Here is a 22,269-nt window from a genome sequence, read left to right on the forward strand (position 1 = left end):
AAAATTAGTAGAAGCGGATTCTTTAAGGTCGGGTTCGGTGCGATTATAGGTGTGGGACTCCTATCAAAGGGGGCAACTGCGTCTGCTCAATCCGTCAACGGTATGAGCGGCGATGTTCGGCCGGAGCAGATCAGTGACCTGCATGGGAGAGAGCTGATCGATGCAGCCCTCAAGCACCTCCGAAGTGAAGACATGGAAAATGTTGTCGACCCTGCTCTTCTTTCCATGGGGAACTCTCGGGTGGGGGATGCTCGGGAAGCTGTTCCCGCCATGCTTAAGGCGGGAACAGCAGAAACGGGAAATGTGCCCCCCTCTTCGGGAGAGATCGAGGTATTTGGGAAACTCATTCAGCATCCTGGCGGTCAGACAGAGACTGCGATCGTCCTCTATCAGCATGAGCAGAAGCTGTTTGTCCACTCTCAGGAATTCAGCTCCCCAATGGACGACATGGCCAGCAGAGTTCGTAGGATGCACGTGGAAATGGACGAGAACGATGAACCAGAATTGAAGCCGGTATCACTCAGCGTGAACGGCCACATTCCCACGCCAGTTCCAGAAAGTGATCTTTCTACCCTCGCTCAGGACCCATGTGGAGGCTGCGGAGGGGAGGGACCCGGCTCCTCAAAGAAGGGGCGTATTGCGTCTCAATGTAATACGAGCTACACGTGGTCGTGTATAGCGAACCTGGGTGGATGTGCCGCCTGCACGGCATGCGGTGGCTGGGTAGCGTGCCTGTCCTGCGCAATCCTGTCGTGTACGACTTTGGCAGACTCGTGCTGTAATGGTCACAGCAATATCTGCACCTACTGCATGGGACAGACTTGATCAAAGTATCCTAGGAAAAGCCCTATCCGAGGGTATTGCATCCAATCGTGGGCAGGGTTTTTCTGGAAGGATGGAGTGGGGTCATATTGATGGGGAGGGCGCATATGGCGTCGGTTCAGCGTAACGTGAGCGATATTGCGGTATCGCTATCAATGGTATTGATGATAGGAGTAGCGACAGCAAGGTTCATAGAAGAAGGAATGAACATCTACTTCTGGTGGTGGATCATACTTTTGGGTGCTCCACTCGTCTTGGTGGTTACCATAGTCAGAAGGATCACGCTCGAGAAGAATGCCCGCTTGCCCAAGGGGGAGCGTGACTGATATGGGGACACAAATGTTTGAACCCATTGAGCCATATAATTCCAGGTGGCATCATAATTAAATGATTCCAGGCCCCCGACTAGAGGCGCTTGACTCTATCCTCGCATGCAGAGACCCGCAATCCGCTCTAATCGTTACTGACGGATTTATTGGAGATCACGTACGTCGCTTCGATGCCCATCTGGCTGCGGTGCGAAATAGGGTCCCCCGCGTGAATATGTGCGTAATTCGGCCAGACAGCTTGGCCACCCTTGATTCTGTAATTGAGGTCAATGGTCACCTACGGCGTTTCTCGCCAAGGATCATAATTGCCGTTGGCGGCGGATCAGTAATCGATGCGGTGAAGCTCGGCAGGGCTGCTGAAAGCGAGCCCTGGCTACTTGACCGAACTGTTTGGCGATCCCATAGCGGCCACCTTCCGTTCGTAACATCGTCGCTTCGGCGTCAACGTCCCCTCATTGCGATACCGACGACACCTGGCACTGCATCGGAGGTTTCCCCGATTGCAGCGATTTCTGTGGCCCATGGTGTCCCGCGCCAGCTGGTTTCTGGAGAGTCTCTCGTTCCTGATCACGTCGTTATAGATGAGGGATTCTCAGCAACGCTGGGAAGAGAATTCGTAGACGCGTCTCTAAGCGAGATCGTGTTCCGGCTCCTCGGTCCATATTTAGTGACCGATGTCAGTGACGAGTTAACGGACAAAGCTGCGATCAGCGTTCTCGCTGAATTGATTGAACTTGGCGACATGAGGGTTAATGGAACGGTTCTCGATGCAGGACAGGTGAGGCGTCTATATATTCTTGGCATGGCAGCTTCGAAAGGTTATTTGGCTAAGGGGTGGCGCCCATCGATACATCCATGGTGGTGTATTCAAAACACATTGTCCACCGTGCTCAACGTAGGAAAGGGTGGCTTGACGGCTCGCGCATTCTCAGGAGTATTGCGGGAAATGCGTGATTGTGGTGGGGCTCTGGGAAAACTGGGTAGATGGGATTCCCTGGATCACTTTTCTCCACCTGGGTTTCAGATGACGGAGATGGTTTTGCGCTACTTCGATTCGGCGCGTGGGTCGAAGATTCCCCTTGAGGAGATCAACGAATCGCTTATCTCCCGAATTTCCGAGATGACCTTCTCCTCGTGGGGAGCGGTTCCCGGAATCAGGAGGCTCGGGGCGGGAGGTATTGCGAAGGTGCTGAACTCCGCTCTATGAGCTTGTCCGGCGCGTCAAGGTCTACCCACGCCCCACCCATTGACGTCTCTAATCCCTCACCTCGGATTTCGCATCAGCGCGTCCTGTCGGCTTCATGGGGGCGTTAGGGCGAAGGAGACGGGTGAGCGGGCCCATACGGATATGGCGTGTTTATTCGGGAGTGTGGGTATTGGCCGGGGTGGCGGGCCTGGTGGCTGCGGGCCTCCACAGGGGTGGCCACGCCGGTGCTCAACGTGTGGGATTCGGTGTTCACCACCGCTCGGGAGGGACACCTGCGCTGGGAGGTCGATGCGGGTGGGGTACTGCTTCACGCCATCGCCCCGGTCCTGCTGATCCTTCTGGCCGATGCTGCGACCCGCTAGATCGTTGATGGGGGTTTGCTGAACCGCCTGCGGGCATAGTGAAGGGCGCCCATGATCAGTGTGTGAAAACAAACCTGGACGCCCTTCTGACCGCACTCTACGTCCATCTGGACGACCACGTCCTGCCCTCGGACCAACACAAGCCCAAACCCGGGCCGCCGCGCCTGCTCACCGACGCCGAACTCCTCTGCGTGGCCATCGCCCAGATACTGCTGCGCTGCGACGACGAGCGCAGGTGGCTGCGCGTGGCGCCCGGCAGGATCGGCCACCTCTTCCCGCGCCTGCCCGGCCAGTCGGAATACAACCGCCACGTCCGTGCCCTGGCGCCGGTGCTGCTGGCGACGGCGATTGTGGCTGGCCCCCGCGGTGCCCGGGTGGTGGGACAAGCTGCAGCTGATGGACGGCACACCGGTGCGCTGCGGTGCCTCCCGGACCACGGTCAACCGCTCGGGCCTGGGCGAGATCGCCGGGTATGGCATGGACAAGTCCCATCACGCCTTCTACCGGGGCGCCAAGCTCCTGATCGCCACGACCGCCGAGGGGGCCCTCACCGCGTTCAGGCTGGCCCACCCCAAGGAGCTGGACGAGCGCAAGCAGGCCCTGCACCTGGCCCATGTCCTAACCATCGCGCCCGGGCCGTGCCCGATCGTGTGTGACACAGGGTTCGCCGGGGCCGGGATCGAGGCGGGCATGGCCGACTTGGGGCACATGCTCATCCGCCCCGTGCGCGCGGACGAGCCCGAACCAGCGGTGCAGGTGTTTCCCTCCTGGCTGCGCCAACGGACCGAGGCGGTCATTTGGACGCTGAAGAACCAGCTCGGCCTGGAACGGCACAACGCCCGCACCGCCGAGGGCCTGTGGGCGCGCACCTGCCAGCGGATCTGCGCGCTCAATGCCGCGATCTGGCACAACTGGCTCATCGGTACCCCGGTCAAGCGGTCACTGATCGCCTACGACCACTGACCAGGACACACCAACAACCCCCATCAACGATCTAGGCCGTGGTCCGGCCCCAGTGCCGGTCCTCCCGCACTGACGCTGATGGTGTGTCCGGCTCCCCCGAGTTCGGAATGGAGCCGGACACGCGTGCAGCGCCGTAGGCAACGTTCTGCCCGGTTCCGGACCCTGTACGGCCCGCCTCAACCCCGGTGTCAGCTAACCAGGCGGGCACCGAACTCTTCGGCGACGCGGGCCGCCGACGTTCCCAGGCCTGTCGGCCCTTGGAGCAGCTGACCGGCGGCCGCGTCCGGCTTCACCCCTCCTTCAGGCCCCTCCTGCTGTCGCCGGAGGTAGTCCTCCTTGTACCGGTCGACCTCGCGGTGCCACTCAAAGATCCCCGCCATGTATTCCGTGAGGTTGTGGGCGTGCCAGTCGAGGGCCTCCCGGGCAGCGGCGTCCAGCTCCAGCTCTTCGTACAGCCGGGGCAGATCGTTGTCGACGATGTGCTGGAACTGGTCGACCCGCGAGCCCATCAGGTCGATCACTATGTCGCGCGCGGTAAAGCGGTCCACGTCGAGGAAGTTCTGGACGACCAAGACCAGATTGTGCACCTCCCCCTCGAACTGGATCTCCTTCTGGTAGGAGTGCAGGTCGTTGGTCATCGTCGCGACGTCCTGCGCAGCAGTCTCCAGCTCGTGGATGACCCGGGTCTGGTAGACAGCGGGATCGACCACATCGTCGTGGGCGAACCGGGCCAGGGCCATGGTCATATCCCCGCCGAAGGTGCGACGGCGCATCTCCACGTAGTCCACCGGATCGGGAATCCGGTTCGCGGCCTGGTTCTCCACCTCCCATTCCCACGCCGTGAGCATGCTCAGGACAGCTGCCCGCAGCCGTTCCCTCTGGGCGAGCGTCATGGGCGTCGCGGTCCGCTCCCAGAGATCGGTCAGACCACGTTCCAGCTGTGTGGACGGCACCACGGTCGGGACCATGTCCACTGGCATGCACTGGGCCAGGCGCTCGGTGCACAGCTTGGCGGCCTGCACATCTCGCGCCGCCCCGAACACCCGCGGGTAGACGTCATCACCGTAGGTGCCCCAACCCAGCCAGTCGGTCGACAGGTCGAGCTGGTCGGGCTCGGCGTCGGCGTGGATCCTCGCCGCACAGTGGGCGAGGTCGGCCGCGTCGTAGATCTCCTCGTCCCATACCGCGCCCACGTCCACACCAGGGACGGACTCGAAGAAGCCCATCCGCCGCGCCCACTCTTTACCGTGGTGGCGCGATGCCGGAAGGTGCGCGCTGACGCGGACCGGAAAGGGAATCGGCAACTCGGGGAGCGGCAGGTGGCCGACCGGCTCGTAGAGCGGTTGGGTGTGCTGCTGTGTACGGCGGGCGAGGCCGGGGCCGACCGACAGCATCGGGAGCCGGGCCGTCTCGGTGCCGAGCCCGACCGGGACGAGGGGGACGGCAGGCTGCCGGACCGCGTCCCCGTTCATGTACCGGCTGGACCGGGCGTGCCATTCGTGCCCGCCCGACTGCCAGTCCTGCAGGCCCTTGACGTAGGCGGCCACCCGCGCCGCGTCGTCGGGGGACGCGGCACTTTCGGCCAGGAGCGGGGGCACCTCGCTCAGCGCGGTGTTCTCGAACTGGACCAGGCGGGAGGTGAGCAGGTCGTTGACCTTGTCGGCGGCCTCCTGGGTGGTCCAGTCGAAGAAGCGCTCGAACACCAGCACGGCGTTGGAGTTCTCCCCCTCCTCCCGCACCTCGCGCTGGTAGGAGAAGAGGTCGTTGCGCAGGTGCACGGCGTCGGCGAACGTATCGGTGAGAACGCGCACCGGCCGGGAACTCACCAGGTAGTCGGGCAGTTCCGCCCCGGCGGCGACCTCCACCAGGTTCGCCGACCAGGGGGCGCCGCCCACCCTGCGGCGCATCTGGATGTACTCGACGGGATTGGCGATCCGGCCCCGGTCGATGTTGTCCAGCTCCCACATCGACTCGATCATCAGGTTGTAGGTGCTGCGCTTGAAGCGCTGGCGCCAATCACCCGACATCATCGGAACCGTGCGCCGCCAGAGGTCGTCCAGGGCGGCTTCGGCGGCGTTCTCCGGTTCGGGCGCCTGGTCCTCGGCCCCCTCGTCGGTCATGAACATCTCAAGCCGGGCCAGGTAGGCCCGGGCGCCTTCCATGTCGCGCGAGTACTTGAAGCGCGCGAGGAAGTCGTCGTCGAAGAAGAACACCCACACGTACCAGTCGGTGATCAGGTCCAGCATGGGGCCGTCACAGTCGGGGTGGATGTAGGCGCACATGAGCGCGTAATCCATTGCGGCCAGCGCTTCCTCATCCCACACCGTCCCGCCCTGGGGCGACGGGGCGTCGAGGATGCCGATATCGCGAGCCCATTGCATGGTGTGCGCGCGCGAGCGTTCCAAATGCGGGTTCAGGCGCGCCGGGTAGGGGAGGTAGAAGTCGGGCAGTACGAAGGCGTCCATATACACCTGTTCTCTCGTCAGCTGACCAGAACTGCTGGCGCGCCTAGAAGGGTAGGTGTGACTTTAGGATTATCGGCTCTCTCGTCGCGAATCTCCCCGAAACCCATCCCTTTCATGGACAACATCCCGATTTCTCCACCCGTTTCGGGCGGCCCACAGCCCGGCCCAATACGCCGCCCGATACCGGGGCGACCGGTCCCATATCCGCCTCTCACGGCCCATGAGCCCCATCGTTCGTCGGCTGATCGGTCGTTCGGCTTTATGGACATGCGCTGCCCCTCGGGGGTACCCAGCTTGTAGTTCAACCCCCGTGGCTGGCCGATAGGGCCGACCATCTACAGAATCCAGCCTTCACGGGGCAACACGATGGCCTCCGCGTGATCGTGTGCATCGACCGAGAAACACCTGAGCACAACGATGGCCGTACGCATGAGGACGCGGGGGCGACCCTCCTCATTTCGCGGGTTCGCCGATCGGTTCTCCCGCCCGTTCGTCGGCGCTTGTGGCCTCGGCGCCGCCGATGGTGCCGATGTGCCGCAGTGTCACGGCACTCAGCACCGCCAGCGCAAGGATCGCGGCCGCACCGGTGGCACCCGCGATGTTCACACCCGCGGTGAAAGCCTCCCTCGCCTGTTCCAGGGGACCAGCGGGCATCCGGTCCGCTACCGAGACGGCTCCGGAGAGGCTGTCGCCGAACGAGTGGGCGACATCCGTGGGAAGGCCTGTCGGTAGCTCCTCGCTGATCTGTACGCGGTAGACGGCGGTGGCCAGGCTTCCCAGGAGCGCGATCCCCGCGGCTAGGCCGAGCTCCTGGACGGTCTCCGACATCGCCGAGGCGGAGCCGGCTTTCTCCGGTGGTGCCGCACCGACCACAAGGTCTGTCCCCAGCGCCGCGATCACCCCCAACCCCAGGTAGACCAGCGAGAAGGCAATCACCACCATCGGGACACCGTGGGTGCTCTCGACGAAGGCGAGGAGCACGTAGCCACCCGACGAGATCGCCAATACGCAGGCCACGACGTACCCCGGACGGATACGCTGCGCGACCAGCGGCGCCACGATCGAGGACAGCATCATCATTAGAGCAGGTGGCCCGTAGAGCAGCCCGGCGGTCAACGGCGGCACGGATTCCACGAGCTGCAGGTACTGGGTGACCAGGAACATGGTTCCGCCGACGCCGACGAGCCCGGCGAGCATCATGCCCAGCGCGACGATGAAGGCCCGGTTTCTGAACAGGCCGACGTCCAGGAGTGGATCGGTGAGGACCCGCTGACGCCGGACGAAGACGACCGCGAAGACCAGCCCCGCCACGAAGGCGCCGACCACGTACGGCTGGAGGCCGTCCTTGGAGAACTGCTTGATGCCATAGATGATCGGCAGGATGGCGGCCAGGGAGAGCGCGACGCTGAAGAGGTCGATCCGACCACTGTGCGGGGCACGGTACTCCGGAAGCACGAGGGGGGCGGCCAGAAGCATGATCCCGACCATCGGAAGTGCGGGTAGGAACGACGCTCCCCACCAGAAGTACTCCACCAGGATGCCTCCGACCAGAGGCCCAGCGGCCATGCCGAAAGCGAAGAACGTCGCCCACAGGCCGATCGCCAACGCTCTCTGGCGTGCATCGGCGAACATATTGCTGATCAGGGCGAGCGTTGAGGGCATGAGCGTCGCACCGGCCACTCCCAACGCCGCGCGTGCGGCGATCAGCATCTCGGCACTGGTGGAGTAGGCGGCCATAAGAGAGGCCAGAGCGAACGCGACGCCTCCGATCATCAGCAGCCGGCGGCGGCCGATGCGGTCCCCCAGGGTTCCCATAGTGATAAGGAATCCCGCGATTAGGAATCCGTAGGCGTCAACGATCCACAGTTCCTGAGTACTACTCGGGCGCAGGTCGACCGCCAGTGATGGCAACGCCAGGTGCAGGATGGTGACGTCCAGCCCCAGCAGCACGGTGGGCAGCGCCAGAACCGCAAGACCGGCCCATTCCGCGAGGCCGGCTCGGTGTTCGGTGGTGCGGCTCAATGAGGGCTCCTTCTCTCTCGGTGGAATCGCCTCCACGGTGCTGAGCCGCACGCACGATTTAGGCATGATTCACGCACGAATCGCTGAGGGTGCCGACGATAGGCTGCGTCCATGCGTTACGGAGTGCTCGGCCCCCTGGCCGTCTGGGACTCCCAAGGGCACCAGGTGAAAATCCCTGAAGCCAAGGTGCGAGCCCTCCTGGCGATCCTCCTGGTGCACCGTGAGGGGCCCGTCTCGGCTGACCGGCTGATTGACGATATCTGGGAAGGGAACCCCCCGGGTGGACCGCTCAACACGCTCCAGACCAAGATCTCCCACTTGCGACGAACGCTGGGGCGCGACCAGGTGGTCAGCCAGCCCACGGGCTACCGCCTAAAGGTTGACGACGAAGACCTCGACGCCTCATTGTTCGCTGATCTGGTCGAGCGGGCGCAAGACGCCCGAACCTCCCGAGCCAGGGCGGAGCTGCTGAGCGGCGCCTTGGAGCTGTGGCGGGGACCGGCCTACGCCGACGTCGCCGATCGCGCGTTCACGCGGGCCGAGGTCACGCGCCTCGAAGAACTCCGGTTGGCCGCAGTCGAAAGCCTGGCCGAGGCGCGCCTCGAACTGGGCGAGAATCACGCTCTCACCACTGATCTCGGCGGATTGGTGCAGCGCCACCCCTTGCGCGAGCGGCTGCGGGCCGTTCACATGGAGGCCCTGTATCGAGCCGGGCGTCGGGGAGAGGCTCTTGACAGCTTCCAGGAGCTGCGGAGGCGACTGGCCGAGGAGCTGGGAGCCGACCCGGGGCCGGAACTCTGTACGCTGCACGAGGCGATCCTGCGGCACGAACCTCGGCTGGCTGCCGTCGAGGCGACCGTGACGCCTCGCCGCACGAACCTTCCCACGCCGCCGACCCCGTTGATCGGCCGAGATATGGCGGTGAAGGAGGTGCATGAGTTGCTGTCCACCGCTCCGGATGTCCGACTGCTGACGCTCACCGGCCCCGGGGGTGTCGGCAAGACGCGGCTCGCGATATCGGCCGCCCGTGCGATGGCCGATGCCTTCGCCGACGGGGCGTGGCTGGTGGAGCTCTCCGGCTTGGACCGCCGTGCCGACGCGGGGGACGTCGCCGAGCGGATCATCACCGCGCTCGGCCTGTGTGAGACGGCCGCCGACTCCGACGCGGTCGACCTCGTGGCCTGGCTCTGCACGGCATTGACGGAGAAGTGCGTGCTGCTTCTCCTCGACAACTGCGAGCATGTGGTGGAAGCGGTCGCCGAGGTGGCCACCGCCCTGCTCTCGTCCGCTCCCAGGGCACACGTGTTGGTCACCAGCCAGGAGGCGCTCAGCATCCCTGGCGAGACCGTGGTCCCCGTGCCTCCGTTGGCCCTGCCGGATCCCACTGCCCACCACGACAGCGAGCCTGGGACCACCGTCCGGTCCACCGCAGTGGACCTTTTCCTGGAACGAGCACAGGCCTCCGTTCCCGGGTTCACACTCACCACCGACAATGCGGCAGCGGTCTCGGCGATCTGCCGTCGACTGGACGGTGTGCCCTTGGCGATTGAACTGGTGGCCCCTCGGCTCCGCGTTCTCAGCCCGGAACAGATAGCGGACCGCTTGGAGGACCGCTTCGCTCTGCCGACGGGGCCGGCTCGCGGCCGCCCGGCGCGTCAGCAGACGCTGCGGGCAATGATCGACTGGAGCTGGGAGCTGCTCGGCGAGACCGAGCGCGCGGTGCTACGGCGCCTGGCTGTGAACGTGGACGGCTGCACGCTGCGGGCGGCCGAGGCCATCTGCTCCGCCGGGAGCATTCCGGCGGAAACGGTCCTAGGCGTACTGACCCGGCTGGTAGACCGGTCGCTGGTCGTCCGTGACGGAGAGCGATTCCGCCTCCTGGAGTCAGTTGCCGCCTACTGCACGGAGCGTCTGGAGGACGCCGAAGAGCTGGCGCGGTTCCGTCGTAGGTTCGTCGGCTTCCACGCCGAGCAGGCGGAAGAGGCCGATCGCAAGCTGCGTGGTCCGGAGCAGACTCGGTACCTGGCACTCCTCGATGCCGAGACCGTCAACATGCGTCGTGCCCTGGACAACGCTCTGCAGGCCACCGCCGTCGCCGACGCACTGCGTCTCGTGAACGCCTTGGCGTGGTACTGGGTGCTGCGCGGTCGTCTCACGGAGGCGCGCCGGTCGCTTCGTGCGGCGCTTGATCTCCAGGGCGGTACGGCACACGCGAGGGCCGCGGCCGAGGCTTGGTTGGCCGGTATGGAGATGCGGAAAACGTCGGTGGACATCGGTGATCCCAGGCTTCGGTGTCGGCTCCGCTGGTTCCTGGGGACCGCGCTTTACCGTGCCGGACGTCACCGAGAGGGACGTGCCCTGGTCGAAGGCGGCCTGGCTGATGCCCGTTCGTCCGGGGACTCCTGGGGCCAGGCCATCGCGCTCGCGGAACGCGCCGACCACTACCTGGACCGCCATGACGCGTCGGCCGCGATGAGCGATGCGGAGGCCAGCGCAAAGCTCTTCCACGACCTTGGGGACCGCTGGGGCCTCCTCCGGGCGAAACGGTCGCTGGCGCGCATCGCCGAGGTCGGCGGGGACCACGCGGGAGTAGCCAAACTCCTCGGCGAATGCCTGGACGTGGCCGAGGAACTGGGGTTGTGGGTCGAGGTGGTCGAGACCCTCACCTGGCTCGGCAGGGCTGTCCTCGCCGACGGCGACGCCGACAGGGCCAGACTGCTTCATGAACAGGCACTGCAGGTCGCGTCGGAGCGCTCCTACACCCAGGGAGAGGTACAGGCCGCGACATGGCTGGGGCATAACGCATTGCACAACGGAGACAGGGACACCGCGGAGTTCCACCTGCGCCGTGCCGTAGAGCGGGGACACCTACTCGGCACTTCCTCCAGAGCCGCAGCGGCACTGGCCGAACTGGACTCCACTGCCTGAGCCCGGACAGTCCTGGCGGTCAGGGACCCGGACGGCCGCCCCGAGCGGCTCCCCCCGTCCTGGATCGCCTGACTGCTCACCTAACCGCATCGTCTGCCTGCAGGTCGACGGCATCACCCGCAACGCCCTCGCGGAGGTCTTCATCCGATTGTGTGACCCGCCCACATCGGCTCCTGAACCGCTCGCCGCGCTCCTCCTAGCTCGCCAGGAGCGGGCGACCATGAACACCGCAAAACCCCGACCGCTGCTGATTGTTCCAGGAGCGTACGGCCGGACAGTCTCTGAAGCCGGGCACACTGGCCGACCAACTGAGTGCGGGGGATTCAGGTGGTGCTGGGTCAGATCGGTGGCTTGGGTGAGATTTTTCCATCCGTTGTCATGCCGAATATTCTCAAATGCTCGACATCGCTGTCACGTCCTTGCTCTTCGAGGAGCTGAAGGAGCTCTCTGAAGGCATACACATTCCCTTGGTCTATTTGACTGAACAGATCTCCTTCTCGACCAAGTTCTCTGAGTAGTTCTGCAAGGCGAGGTTGCCAATAACCGTCTTCGGTTTTGCTCTTATCAATCAAAAGTTGGACCGCTTTTTCGGTCTCCCCATGGGACTTGAGGGCAGCGACCAGTTCCCCCGTTTCGAATCCATGGATTGCTCCGGTGCTTTCCAGAAGGAGTGCTTCGTCAAATTCTTCGCGCTCGATGAGGGCCTTGCTCAAGTAGCTGCCCGCTGCCCAGCTTCCGGCATCGGCCCACCGGCGAAGCTCCTTCAGGTGCCCGTGCTTGCCAAGGAGCTTCGCTAACTGGGAGACAGCGCGAACCTCCCCATCCTCCGCAGGAGGAGTCAAGGCGCGGATCGCCTTTTCGCTCTCACCAAGCAGCTCGAGCAGTTCGGCATACTTGACGATTGCCTCAAGATTTCCACGCTCCGCTCTTATGATGAGTTCGTCCACCATGTCGTTCTCGACGAGGAAGTCTGAGAGCAGCCAGTCCACCTCCCCGCTTCCCTGGTCGGCGAACTCCCTGAGTAGCTCCAATGCCTCAGTAGATTCGCCGTCGCGGATGAGCAGTTGGGCCCGACTCAATGCGGCAGCGAAATACCCAAGCTCGACAAGTTGATCGAGTCGCTCCGCCTGTCCTTCCTGTTCGAGAAGCTCGCAGAGGAACGTCGCGGCCCATCCATGATCGAAGTCCAGGTCAACGTACCCCTCGAGAACCTCAATGGCCAGTTCGTTTTTTCCTTCATCATGCAGTAGTTCGGCTATCCTGTACCAGGATCCGGTGTCTTCGGGGGTGATATCCTCCAAAAGGAGGAGGATGGCGTGGACTGGATCGCCCTCCTCGATGAACTGGCTGATCGCGTATTCGTTTCCTGATTTCGCGAGGCTGTAGATCTCCTCATAATCAAAGCCAGCGCGGATGACCCGGTAAAGAGGTCCGTCTGGCTCTGATGACTCCGACAGCCGATTGGTGATTTCCTCTGCCTCATCGTATCTGCCCAGTCGCTCATACAGGTTCGCCAATTCGTGCATCGCTGACGGCGAACCAGATTTCGCTGCCTGCTGGAGGAGTGGAAGCGCCACACTCAGCCGCTGGCAGGCCATGGCAAAACGGCCCACTCTTGCGGCATCGGATCTTTCCTTGAGGTGCCTTTCGCAGGCGCCCCAAAATGCAGCAGGGGTAGATGCTGAACGGAGTTCGGGGCCGAGTTGCTGGACCAGATAGTCAGCCACCTGAAAGCTTTCCTGTTCTCCCATGACGTCACCGAAGCCAATGAGTGGCGCTGTGGCACCTACTAACTCCTTACAGGAGTAAGATAGGGCCTTTTCAAACCAGTCACTCGGCGCCATTGCCTTCTCGCTCCGATTGCAGTAGCCAGGGGCTGCCATCCGTAACAGTTCCTTCGGGACGCCGTTCCGCACCCCCGCCAGGGTCGCTTCGACCGCAACAGAGATGACCCCACGAGCGTAGGCGTTTGCGCTGTTCCAACGGAGCATGAGTTCGGGCGCAGCCGCGAGAACCTGGGTGACTCCGAAATCGTCAGAATCCAAAGCCACTCTCAGCCTGGAGTCGGTATCAGCCACCGAGCGGGCACGCTCCCGTTCGGAGGTCGAGAACTCTGATCCCACGTGCAGCACTGTTGCGAGCTTCAGCAGAGCCCGTTCCACCGAGTAGACGTCACCTTCACCGGATGAGGGCAGAGTGGTGTAGTCGGAGTAGTAGTTCGGCCAGAGTGTGGCCACCACGACCACCTGGTGGGGTGGAGCAAGGAGAGCTCGTACAGCGGTGGCGGTGAGACCACCATCACGGCCCACATGATTCTGAAGTTCGTCCAACCACAACACGAGTCGGCGTGGTTCGAGCCCGATCAGTTCATGGATCCGTTCGGCTGACGCGGGGCGAAACAGCCACCAGTCTGGTAGCAGTTGCTGGACCGCCTCGTACAGCGAACGTGTTTTCCCCACGGAAGAGCCGCCGAGGAGGAGCACGAGGCCGTGACTCTTGCTCGCGGCGTGGATTGCTGCGTGCAATCCTCCGCCTAGGCTGTCGATATCTCTCGGGACGTAGGCCGGCAGTCGGCGTTCGTTGTCTTCGGAACAGCGCACAGCATGGTGTACACCCAGCATGAATGGATCGGCGTCGGCAACTCGAACCAGTCCTAGTGACCGATGGAGCGCACTGGGCTCTTCCTTCTCGGTCCAGAACCCTGAAGGAAGCGGGGGCTCGTTCAGAGCCGGATGGGTGGACTTCTGAGGCTGTGTGAGCCCCTGAGAGACAGTGATGTCGCCATAGATCGTGTCGGCCTGTACAACCTGACCACGGAGATCATCAGTGGTCACACGGTTGCTGAGAGAGTTGGTAGGGCTGTCTTCCATAGGAGTGAATGGTCCTTCGGCATCGATCACTTAGGAGAACGCTACCGCTGCAAACCCGACACTCCAGTTGTTGATTCGTTTTGCCGTGATTCACCGGCCGTCTGTCTGCGGTAATGGCAGCGCAGGGCATGTGCCTGGTGAGAGCGGCTGAACACCGACCAAGCCAGGACGTACTCGCCGCTGGAGCGGGACGGAAACAGGGCATGTAGCAGATGGGCGTTCGCGTCGCAGCTCATCACGATCGACCCCTCCGGGACCGGCCGGTGGCGGCCCTCCCAGACCCGGCAGACAGCGACGAAGGCGTAGGCGATCACGGCCAGCATGCTCCACCGGTGCCAGGAGGTCCACGTCCTGGCCTGGTGCTCGTCCACTCCGGCCAGGCCTTTGCCCTGTTGGAAGGACTCCTCCACCCGCCATCGGCAGCCTGCCGACCGCGGACCAGATCACCGCCCTTGTCGATCGCTTTGCCCCTCCTGGATCGCTAGGCCGAACCGGCTAACACCGCTCCCCGGGTCCCGGGCTGGGCTGCACATTAGGAGGGCCTCCCGGCTCCATCCCGAGGCGGTCTGGGCCGGGAGGCACCCTCTTCCCCTCCCCGCTCTCCTTACTCCGAACTGTGGTGCGGAGAAGGAGAGGTGTAGCGGTCCTACCTGTCGACTTCTGCCCAGACGGTGGTGCTCTGCCTCTGGGCCCCGGGCACGGCGCCCCACCGCCGGGAGCACGCTTCCACGAGAAGTAGGCCTCGGCCGTGCGTTTGGTCGCTATGCGGAGCACGCACCCGGGGGAACGTTCCCGGGATCAGCGGACCCTCGTCGGTGACCTCGATCAGGACAGAATCGGGACGGCGGGTCAGAGCGATGTCGATGTCGCCACCGGCCCCGGACCGTGTGTGATGGAGCGCGTTGGTGACCAGCTCGCTGACGACCAGCTCAGCCCAGCCCGTCCGACCGCCGATGCCGGTCCCGGCCTCGCGGACCCATTGCCGTGCCAACCGCACCGACTTGGGAACGCAGGGGAAGCTCTTGCTACGGGGCTGCCCGCGCCGAGGGAGAAGCGGGTCGTTGAGGAACGCGGATACGGCGGTGAGGTGGTCGAAGCTGATGAGGTGGCCGCTGCTGGAGTTGCGGAGTGTGTAGCGGTAGCCGTTGGTGGTGCGGTGCCGGTCGAGGTCATAGCCCAGGGCCCGGGCATCGGACTCGACCGACGCGAAGTCGCCCGCGCGTGCTGGGGATTCGGTGGCCATCACAGGTCACCCCTCCCCCAGGACGCGTGCTCACTGCTGTGTGGAGCGGTGTTAGCATTTCGCATGTTCTCGCCTGCCTTACTCAGGTGGGAGCCACGCCTCGGGGCTAATTGGGTGGCCGCCGAGGCTTTTTTCATGCGCTAACCACAATGCCCACACACCCTCTGACCTGCCATGGAAGCCACATATAAAGTCATTTCTGTTGATGGCGTGGCGATCTGTGAAGCTATCGTGTAGGCAAGTGGCATGAATCCTGAGGTAAATCCTGCATGGGAGAGGTTCGGCGTGGAGGTCAAGAAGCTCCGCTCCAAGGCCGGACTTACACAGGTCCAAATCCACAGCAAGACCGGCATCTCAGCCTCGATGCTGTCCGCCATCGAGAATGCGACACGCGCCCCAAAACGGAATCACGCGGAACTACTGGACAAAGCTCTCTCCACAGGCGGGGCTCTAGTCAGACTCTGGCTCGACATTAACGACAGCGTGAACGTGCCCGACTGGTGGCGAAATATCGGGATCATGGAGCGCAACGCGGTGGAGATCCGTGAATATCAGATGGTCCTGATCCCTGGACTGCTACAAACTGACGCATATGCTCGTACCGTCATGCGGACCGTGCGCCGCTGGGATCCCCCCGAAGTCATCGAGCAGGATGTCGAGGCGCGAATGTCTCGCTGGGACAAGCTGCGCGACGACGTGTTCCTGTGGTTCGTCGTTGACGAATACGCCCTCACGCGTGTCGTTGGTGACACGCAGATGATGCGAGATCAGTTGGACCGAGTACTCGACCTGATCTCCAAGGAGAGGATTTCGTTTCAAGTGATCACCCAGCCGAAGCCCCTCCATCCTGGGATGAGCGGACCTCTACGTCTCCTTGACTTCCACGACCGGAGCCCGGTAGCGCTGGTGGAGCATCTTGTAGGCGAAGAGGTCGTGGACGATTCCAACCGTTTCCGAGTCCGGCACTGCCGGACACTCTTCGGCGCACTCCAGGCGGAAGCACTGTCCCTGTCCGAGTCTGCGAGCATGCTCAAGAAGATCAGAGAGGACTATCAATGATCAGATCCCAGTGGCACAAGTCAAGCTACAGCGGCGGCAGCACCGGGGCATGCGTTGAGGTCTCTGAAGGCCAGACGACCGCCGTGCGCGACACACAGCACCGCGACCATGGACACCTTGCGTTCCCCAGCGCAGAGTGGACAGCGTTCCTCACCTCGGTGAAGGACAGACACTTGTAACAGCCGACCAGGAACGGAGGCTCCGCCCCCAGACCCCGCGTGGAGTCTCCCCGTCGGCCCGGCGCGGAAGCGAGCGACGGTGGAACCAAGTACGCGCGACGTTCTGGTCCTCATCGACATGCAGAACGGCTTCATCCGACCCGCATCCGCTCATGTCGTGCCCGAGGTCGTCGGACTGGTCCACGACTGGGTGGCGGCCGGGGGCGCGGTGTTGTTCACTCGCTACCTCAACTACCCGGGCAGCCCCTACACCCGCATTCTCGACTGGCACAAGTGCCAGACCTCGCCCGAGGTCGACATCATCCCCGAGCTGATCCCCTACATCGAGTCCGGCGTGGTGCTGAACAAGACCGTCTACTCCGTCTTCACCGAGGAGGGCTCAGTCCTGGTCAAAGAACACGGCTGGGAGAACCTCTACTTCTGCGGCATCGACACCGAAGCCTGTGTCATGCAGAGCGCCATCGGCGCGTTCGAGCGCGGGCTGACCCCACACGTCATCACCGACGCCTGCGCTTCGCACGACCACGCCGACCTCCACCGCGCCGGACTCATGCTCCTCCGCAAGAACATCGGACCCCGGCAGCTGATCACCCGGGCCGACCTCTCCCTCAGGCCCACAGAGGCCTAAATCTCCGAATTACCCATTTTGTTCTTTTTATTCGGCTTGGTCGACCCACGACCAAGCCCTCCTTGCGTTGCATTATGTTGGTCTGTCCGGACATTTCGTCTCTTTCGGATGTTCGCACTCTCCCGCCCAGCACTAGAGAGCTTGCCGACACGTCACAACGCGCCCAACGTGACTGCTGAATTTGTGGCTCACCAGCGCTCCAGCAGCAACAAGACACAGAAATCCTCTCCTGCTGCCCTTGGCGTAGGAATTTAATCAATCAACAACAGTTGCACGTTAAACAAAAGATGCATTGCGCAAGGGCTTGCATGAAGCACTCTCGCGTGCGAGCATCAGATTCAGACTTCTTCGCCGAACGATAAAACATTCATCGAAACCGATCCTTACCAACCATTCGGATTTCTTTTCCCTTGACACCAGTTCCCCTTTTCGCGCCTGCTTGTGAATTTATGGCCGTCGCCCACAATCACGAGAGGCACGAAGGGGAATGTTTTCGCGCTCATCGCAATGGGATAGCCACAGGAGCGACGACTGTCGGAACCACCACGACTGCCGACACCTATCGCGAACCGCGCAAACAAGAGAAAGAGGCTTCTGAGGCCCATCACGCCTACAGGAGAAATCCCCTCCTGCAGGATTCGACAACTCAAATGCAAAGGCAAGAAATGACACACAACGAATTTGAGCCCAGCGCCACGATCGATGACTTCATCGAGAAGATCCGTCGTTGGTACGAAGAGGACTATCAAGGGTTTCGTACCATGTATGACGCGGCGGTCGAGAACGTGAAACCGCTTCCTGATGACACGCCGGACGAAGTCAGCTACGACTGGAGAAATAACACCATCGAGGACCTGTGTAACTTCTTCCGCAGTTGGTATGAGTGGAAGCCAGGGGTCCACGACGGGCTGAACTATATCGAGATGTTCAGCTGGCTCAGCTACGAGAACGACTACGGGATGGTCTTCTTCACTTCCGGTCCGGGATACCAAATGACCGCTGAGTTCACGGAGCTGCAGGGACAGTACATGGACTCCCCGGACTCACTCCCGCTTGTGAAGGCGTGGGAAGATCAGCTCGGGCAGAGCATGGATGACTATGTCATCCCGCCCGAGGGCTTCAAGAACTTCAATGAATTCTTCGCCCGCGCTGTGAAGCCGGGTAAGCGGCCGATTGATGCGCCCGACGACAAGTCGGTAGTGGTCGCGCCGGCCGACTGTGTCATCAACATGATCGTCGATGAGTTGACTGAAACCACGCCCATCCCGGTCAAGACGGTCACCATGAACGTCAAAGAACTGCTCGGCGATTCCCCCTATGCCGACAAGTTCATCGGGGGCACCGCCGTATCCTGCATCCTCATGCCCGATATGTACCACTGCTACCACGCTCCGGTCGAAGGCAAGGTGGTGGAGTCACGCGATGACGTCGGCGGGATCTACTACGGGATGCGGGACTTCCCCGACCTTCTCAACAAGGGAGACGTGGGCTACGGATACGACTACAGCATGTTCGACAACTTCCGTCGAGGCTATCTCGTTATCGACACGGAGGACTTGGACCGCGGGCATGTGGGAATGGTGCCTGTCGGACTCAACTCGATAGCCTCCGTCCAGTTCCTGGAGAAGTTCAAGAGCGTCTCGCGCCCCCAACGAGTCCCGGTGGACAAGGGGGAGAAGATCGGATTCTTCAAATACGGCGGGTCACTGAACATCCTCCTGTTCGAGAAGGGGCGGTTCCCTGCACTCCGACTGCACCAGGGCCAGCGCATCGGGCACTTCGAGAGCAAGGAAACATCGCTCGGGCTCTTTTCGGGTTCCTGGCGTACGCCGTCCAGGCGACGCCGGTTCTGATTTCCTCTCTTCTCACATACCGAATGGACGGTGACCACGTGTCTTGGGATCTCGTCACCTCAATCCCGTCGAACCTCGGGAACACCCTTCCTATTGATCTGTATACCGCAGGAACCAAGAAGTCCCGCTCCTACGCCGGGCATGTCGACATCGACAGCAAGGTGCATCGCGGCAACAAGAATCACCTCTTCTACTGGTTCTTCGAGAGTCAGACGTGCAGCCCGCACGTCTCCGTCGCTGATCAGCAGGAACTGATCAGCGAAACCCCACTGATCATCTGGCTTAACGGCGGCCCGGGCGCCTCCTCGCTGCTGGGTCTGTTCCTGGAGAACGGGCCGTTCACCATCAGTGGCGACGCGACCGGGACGATATCCGTGAATCCCGCCAGCTGGAACCAGGAGGCGCACGTCGTCTACTGGGATCAGCCCATCGGCACCGGATACAGTTATGCAGAATCTCGGGAGTATGTGCACAATGAAGAAGACCTCAGCCAGATGTTCTGGGAGGGTCTGCAGGAGTTCTTCAAGCTGCACCCCGAGTACGCGGAATGCCCGGTCTACCTCTGCGGCGAAAGCTATGCCGGAAAATATGTTCCGGCGATCGCCCTGAAGATTGACGAGCAGAACAACAGGGCCGCGCAGAAGGATGTGCCGATCAAGCTTCATGGAGCATCCGTCGGCAACGGCTGGATCAAGCCCGAGCTGTCACTCCGGGTGATGATTGACTATGTCTATGCGACCGGGTTCATCGGAGGCGCACAAAAGAAGAAGCTGCAAGAATCATACGCCGAATTCCAGAAGGCACTGCACGCAGGCGACATGGAGCGAGCCACCAAGCTCGGAAATGACCTTGTGGTCACGACGCTGGCGTATGGAGGCAACTTCGATCTTTACGACGTGCGGCGTTGGGACGACCTGTCCATGGGAGCGCTGGACTCATATCTGAACAGCAATGACGTCAAGAGCGCCCTGCACGTTCCCTGGGAAGTGACCTGGCAATCTGCGGACAATGAGGGGCCGGTGGCAGAAGCCCTTGTGGAAGACAACATGAAGGACTGCTCCGGACTTTTCGCAGAGCTCCTCGGCAAGGACTATCGGCTTCTCTTCTACACTGGGAACTTCGACACAGCGTGCGGGTATCAGAGCACGGAGGAGATTCTGTCCGACCTCAATAAATGGGGAGACAGCACGGAGGACGAGCACTGGTTCAACGCTCCTCGGCGGATCTGGACACAGGCGCAGGGAAATCCGAAGGGGTTCGTCCGCCAGTACCGGAACCTAATGCAGGTCAGCGTGCCGGGCTCCGGACACCAGGTACCCGCTTTCCAGCCGCAGATATGCCGGGAGATGATCTACAACTGGATCTTCAAGCACCCCTTCCCAGGCTACGATCCAACAGCGGCCGCTCAAGGCGACAGTTTCAGCGGGTAGAGGAATTCGCCTCTGCGAGCCCAGCGAACAGAAGGTGTCTGAAAAGGTCCAGGGTGGCATTCAGGCAAGGCGGCGCAGTCGAATCATATTCATCGCGATGCCGACGCTTGCCCTTCCTCAAGAGCAGCGAAATCAACCATGCCTGACAGCGCCATCAGCTATGCGAGGAGAGGTCAGCATGACCGACGGGAGCCAATTGCCGCAGCGCGACGCGACGACCACAGCAGGGACGGCCGCCGCCGGCGACGTGGACTGGGCCAGCCTCCAGCAGCAGTTGCAGAAGGCCGATGCCGGAACGCTGTACCTGCCAGGGGATTCCAGTTACTACCCGCTGAGCATCCCGCAGAACCACCGGTATGCCGACGTCCGGCCGCAGGGTGTCGTCTGCCCTGGCAACGACACCGGGGAGAACGGCGCCGAAGGCGTCAGTATCGCGATCAAGTGGGCCCACGAGCAGGGCTTGCCAGTCGCGCCGCGCTCCAACGGGCACAACTACGCTGGCTACAGCACCACCCCCGGTCTGTTGCTGAACCTAAGCCGCCTGAAAAACCCCTGCCTTATACCATCCAACGGCGACACCCCGCTGTTGAAGGCCGGTTCCGGCACCACCAACGCCGACGTCTACCCGTGGCTGCGGCGCCAGTCCGCCCCGCATGTGGCCATCCCGACCGGGCGGTGCCCCTCCGTGGCGCTCGGCGGGCTGGTACTTGGTGGAGGCATCGGCTTCAGCGACCGCAAGTACGGCCTGACCTGCGACACCCTGGTGGAGACCACCGTGGTCCTGGCCGATGGCAGGATCGTGACCGCCAATGAGCACAACGAGTACAGCGACCTGTTCTGGGCCTGCCGGGGCGGAGCGGGCAACAACTTCGGCGTCACCGTCGACTTCACCTTCAAAACGCACCCAGTGCCCGCCCAGTTCTCCGTCTTCGACCTGAAGTGGCCCATCAAGGACACCGTGGCGGTCGTCCAAGCCATGCAGAACCTGATCGCCGACGCGGGCACACCGGATGGCTTCCACCTGCGGCTCGGTATTGGCACCTCCGGCCGCAGCCCCGCCGAGTCTGCCGAGAACGCCAACTGCAACGCCATGGGCGAGTTCTACGGCACAGCAGCAGATCTGAGAAAGCTCCTCAAGCCGGTCCTGGACTGCGCCTCACCCACGCTGAAGAGCCGAATCGAGGACATGGATTTCTGGCGCGCCACCGACTACACCTTCGCCACCACACCGGTCCTGCAATGGGGCGGCAAGTCGGCGATCGTTAACGAGAAACTCACCCCGGACCAGATCACCGCCTGCGTCGACGCGATGAAAACCTGGCCGGGCAGTCGCAACGACGACGGCGCCGGAATCGCCCTCTTCGCCATGGGCGGGGCGATTAACGAGGTCAGGCCGGACGCCACCGCGTTCTTCCACCGCAACGCACATTTCATCATGGCCCTCGAGTCCAGCTGGGCCGACGACGACTCCTCTGCCACCGCGCAAGCCTGCCGCGACTGGCTGAATTCGCTGTACACCCAGGTCTGGGGTGCCAACGGGCCCGACCACTGCTACCAGAACTTCCCCGACCCGGACCTGACCCGCTGGAGCGAGCGCTACTACGGCAGCAACTACAACCGACTCGTCGAGGTGAAGAAGAAGTACGACCCTGCTGGCATGTTCCATTACGGCCAAAGCATCGGCAACCAATCCCAGATCAACCCGGACCCTGCATGACACCACCCATGAGCTCCAGGCCTACCGATAGAGGATCGGAGCGGCCTGGAGTCTCCTCCGTCCGACGGACGGGGCACCGCTAGGTCGTGTCTCAAAGTCAGTTTTCCTACTGCATGGCCAATGGCCTTTCCCGGATGCCCGGACAAGATCGGCCCTAAACTCATTTCGCCTGTGCTCGCCTCGTCCGATACG

13 protein-coding genes and 2 pseudogenes are annotated in these 22,269 nt (G+C 62.5%); 10 read left to right on the forward strand and 5 right to left on the reverse strand.

All coding sequences use genetic code 11. The features are described 5' to 3' along the window. The first annotated feature begins 1,209 nt into the window (after positions 1–1,209). From CDO52_RS17060 to CDO52_RS29690, 3 genes and pseudogenes are all read left to right on the forward strand, one after another. On the forward strand, positions 1,210–2,358 hold the full coding sequence (locus CDO52_RS17060; protein WP_083919775.1) for an iron-containing alcohol dehydrogenase: 1,149 nt from the start codon (positions 1,210–1,212) through the stop codon (positions 2,356–2,358). A gap of 146 nt (positions 2,359–2,504) precedes the next feature. Beyond that, the gene (locus tag CDO52_RS27645; protein WP_152471555.1) at positions 2,505–2,720 is read left to right on the forward strand and encodes a hypothetical protein; all 216 of its coding nucleotides are present in this window, start codon (positions 2,505–2,507) and stop codon (positions 2,718–2,720) included. 62 nt (positions 2,721–2,782) lie between these two features. Then, positions 2,783–3,683 (forward strand): annotated as a pseudogene (locus CDO52_RS29690) (transposase). Between the two features lie 188 nt (positions 3,684–3,871). On the opposite strand, the gene CDO52_RS17070 reads toward CDO52_RS29690, so the two are convergent. Both CDO52_RS17070 and CDO52_RS17075 read right to left on the reverse strand, forming a co-directional pair. Further along, positions 3,872–6,148, reverse strand: a complete 2,277-nt coding sequence (locus CDO52_RS17070) for a terpene synthase family protein (RefSeq protein WP_017617932.1) — start codon at positions 6,146–6,148, stop codon at positions 3,872–3,874. Positions 6,149–6,601: 453 nt separating this feature from the next. Beyond that, entirely contained in the window at positions 6,602–8,170 is a 1,569-nt protein-coding gene (locus CDO52_RS17075) for an MFS transporter (protein WP_017617933.1), read from the reverse strand. A gap of 111 nt (positions 8,171–8,281) precedes the next feature. On the opposite strand from CDO52_RS17075, the gene CDO52_RS17080 reads away from it, so the two are divergent. Next, the gene (locus CDO52_RS17080) at positions 8,282–11,098 is read left to right on the forward strand and encodes a BTAD domain-containing putative transcriptional regulator (RefSeq protein ID WP_026125653.1); all 2,817 of its coding nucleotides are present in this window, start codon (positions 8,282–8,284) and stop codon (positions 11,096–11,098) included. 338 nt (positions 11,099–11,436) lie between these two features. Here CDO52_RS17080 and CDO52_RS27650 read toward each other — a convergent pair whose 3' ends face one another. From CDO52_RS27650 to CDO52_RS17095, 3 genes and pseudogenes are all read right to left on the reverse strand, one after another. Further along, entirely contained in the window at positions 11,437–13,998 is a 2,562-nt protein-coding gene (locus CDO52_RS27650; protein WP_157745621.1) for a tetratricopeptide repeat protein, read from the reverse strand. Between the two features lie 11 nt (positions 13,999–14,009). After that, a pseudogene (locus CDO52_RS17090) lies at positions 14,010–14,402 on the reverse strand (hypothetical protein); the annotation flags it as partial. A 212-nt stretch (positions 14,403–14,614) separates the two neighbouring features. After that, positions 14,615–15,211, reverse strand: a complete 597-nt coding sequence (locus CDO52_RS17095) for an ATP-binding protein (protein WP_017617938.1) — start codon at positions 15,209–15,211, stop codon at positions 14,615–14,617. A gap of 285 nt (positions 15,212–15,496) precedes the next feature. On the opposite strand from CDO52_RS17095, the gene CDO52_RS17100 reads away from it, so the two are divergent. From CDO52_RS17100 to CDO52_RS17125, 6 genes are all read left to right on the forward strand, one after another. Then, a complete protein-coding gene (locus CDO52_RS17100; protein ID WP_017617939.1) occupies positions 15,497–16,270 on the forward strand; it encodes a helix-turn-helix domain-containing protein in 774 nt (257 codons plus the stop codon). Then, positions 16,267–16,449, forward strand: a complete 183-nt coding sequence (locus tag CDO52_RS17105) for a DUF397 domain-containing protein (RefSeq protein WP_017617940.1) — start codon at positions 16,267–16,269, stop codon at positions 16,447–16,449. The genes CDO52_RS17100 and CDO52_RS17105 overlap by 4 nt, the downstream gene beginning before the upstream one ends. A 79-nt stretch (positions 16,450–16,528) precedes the next feature. Then, positions 16,529–17,077 carry an isochorismatase family cysteine hydrolase gene (locus tag CDO52_RS17110; RefSeq protein WP_017617941.1) on the forward strand — a complete coding sequence of 183 codons (549 nt, stop codon included), beginning with the start codon at positions 16,529–16,531 and terminating at the stop codon, positions 17,075–17,077. Positions 17,078–17,742: 665 nt separating this feature from the next. Continuing rightward, positions 17,743–18,930 (forward strand): phosphatidylserine decarboxylase, encoded by a 1,188-nt coding sequence (locus tag CDO52_RS17115; protein ID WP_017617942.1) that lies wholly within the window; start codon positions 17,743–17,745, stop codon positions 18,928–18,930. 23 nt (positions 18,931–18,953) lie between these two features. Continuing rightward, the gene (locus CDO52_RS17120) at positions 18,954–20,360 is read left to right on the forward strand and encodes a S10 family serine carboxypeptidase-like protein (RefSeq protein WP_017617943.1); all 1,407 of its coding nucleotides are present in this window, start codon (positions 18,954–18,956) and stop codon (positions 20,358–20,360) included. Positions 20,361–20,538: 178 nt separating this feature from the next. After that, positions 20,539–22,077, forward strand: coding sequence for an FAD-binding oxidoreductase (locus tag CDO52_RS17125; protein ID WP_017617944.1), 1,539 nt, complete (start codon positions 20,539–20,541; stop codon positions 22,075–22,077). Positions 22,078–22,269: the final 192 nt, after the last annotated feature.

Source organism: Nocardiopsis gilva YIM 90087, assembly GCF_002263495.1.
GTDB lineage: Bacteria > Actinomycetota > Actinomycetes > Streptosporangiales > Streptosporangiaceae > Nocardiopsis_C > Nocardiopsis_C gilva.

Excerpts from the sequence above, each read along its gene's own strand:
- CDO52_RS17060 (WP_083919775.1), top strand. The coding sequence starts at position 1,210 with ATGATTCCAGGCCCCCGACTAGAGGCGCTTGACTCTATCCTCGCATGC.
- CDO52_RS17070 (WP_017617932.1), bottom strand. The coding sequence starts at position 6,148 with ATGGACGCCTTCGTACTGCCCGACTTCTACCTCCCCTACCCGGCGCGC.
- CDO52_RS17080 (WP_026125653.1), top strand. The coding sequence starts at position 8,282 with ATGCGTTACGGAGTGCTCGGCCCCCTGGCCGTCTGGGACTCCCAAGGG.
- CDO52_RS17095 (WP_017617938.1), bottom strand. The coding sequence starts at position 15,211 with ATGGCCACCGAATCCCCAGCACGCGCGGGCGACTTCGCGTCGGTCGAG.
- CDO52_RS17105 (WP_017617940.1), top strand. The coding sequence starts at position 16,267 with ATGATCAGATCCCAGTGGCACAAGTCAAGCTACAGCGGCGGCAGCACC.
- CDO52_RS17115 (WP_017617942.1), top strand. The coding sequence starts at position 17,743 with ATGACACACAACGAATTTGAGCCCAGCGCCACGATCGATGACTTCATC.
- CDO52_RS17120 (WP_017617943.1), top strand. The coding sequence starts at position 18,954 with ATGGACGGTGACCACGTGTCTTGGGATCTCGTCACCTCAATCCCGTCG.
- CDO52_RS17125 (WP_017617944.1), top strand. The coding sequence starts at position 20,539 with ATGACCGACGGGAGCCAATTGCCGCAGCGCGACGCGACGACCACAGCA.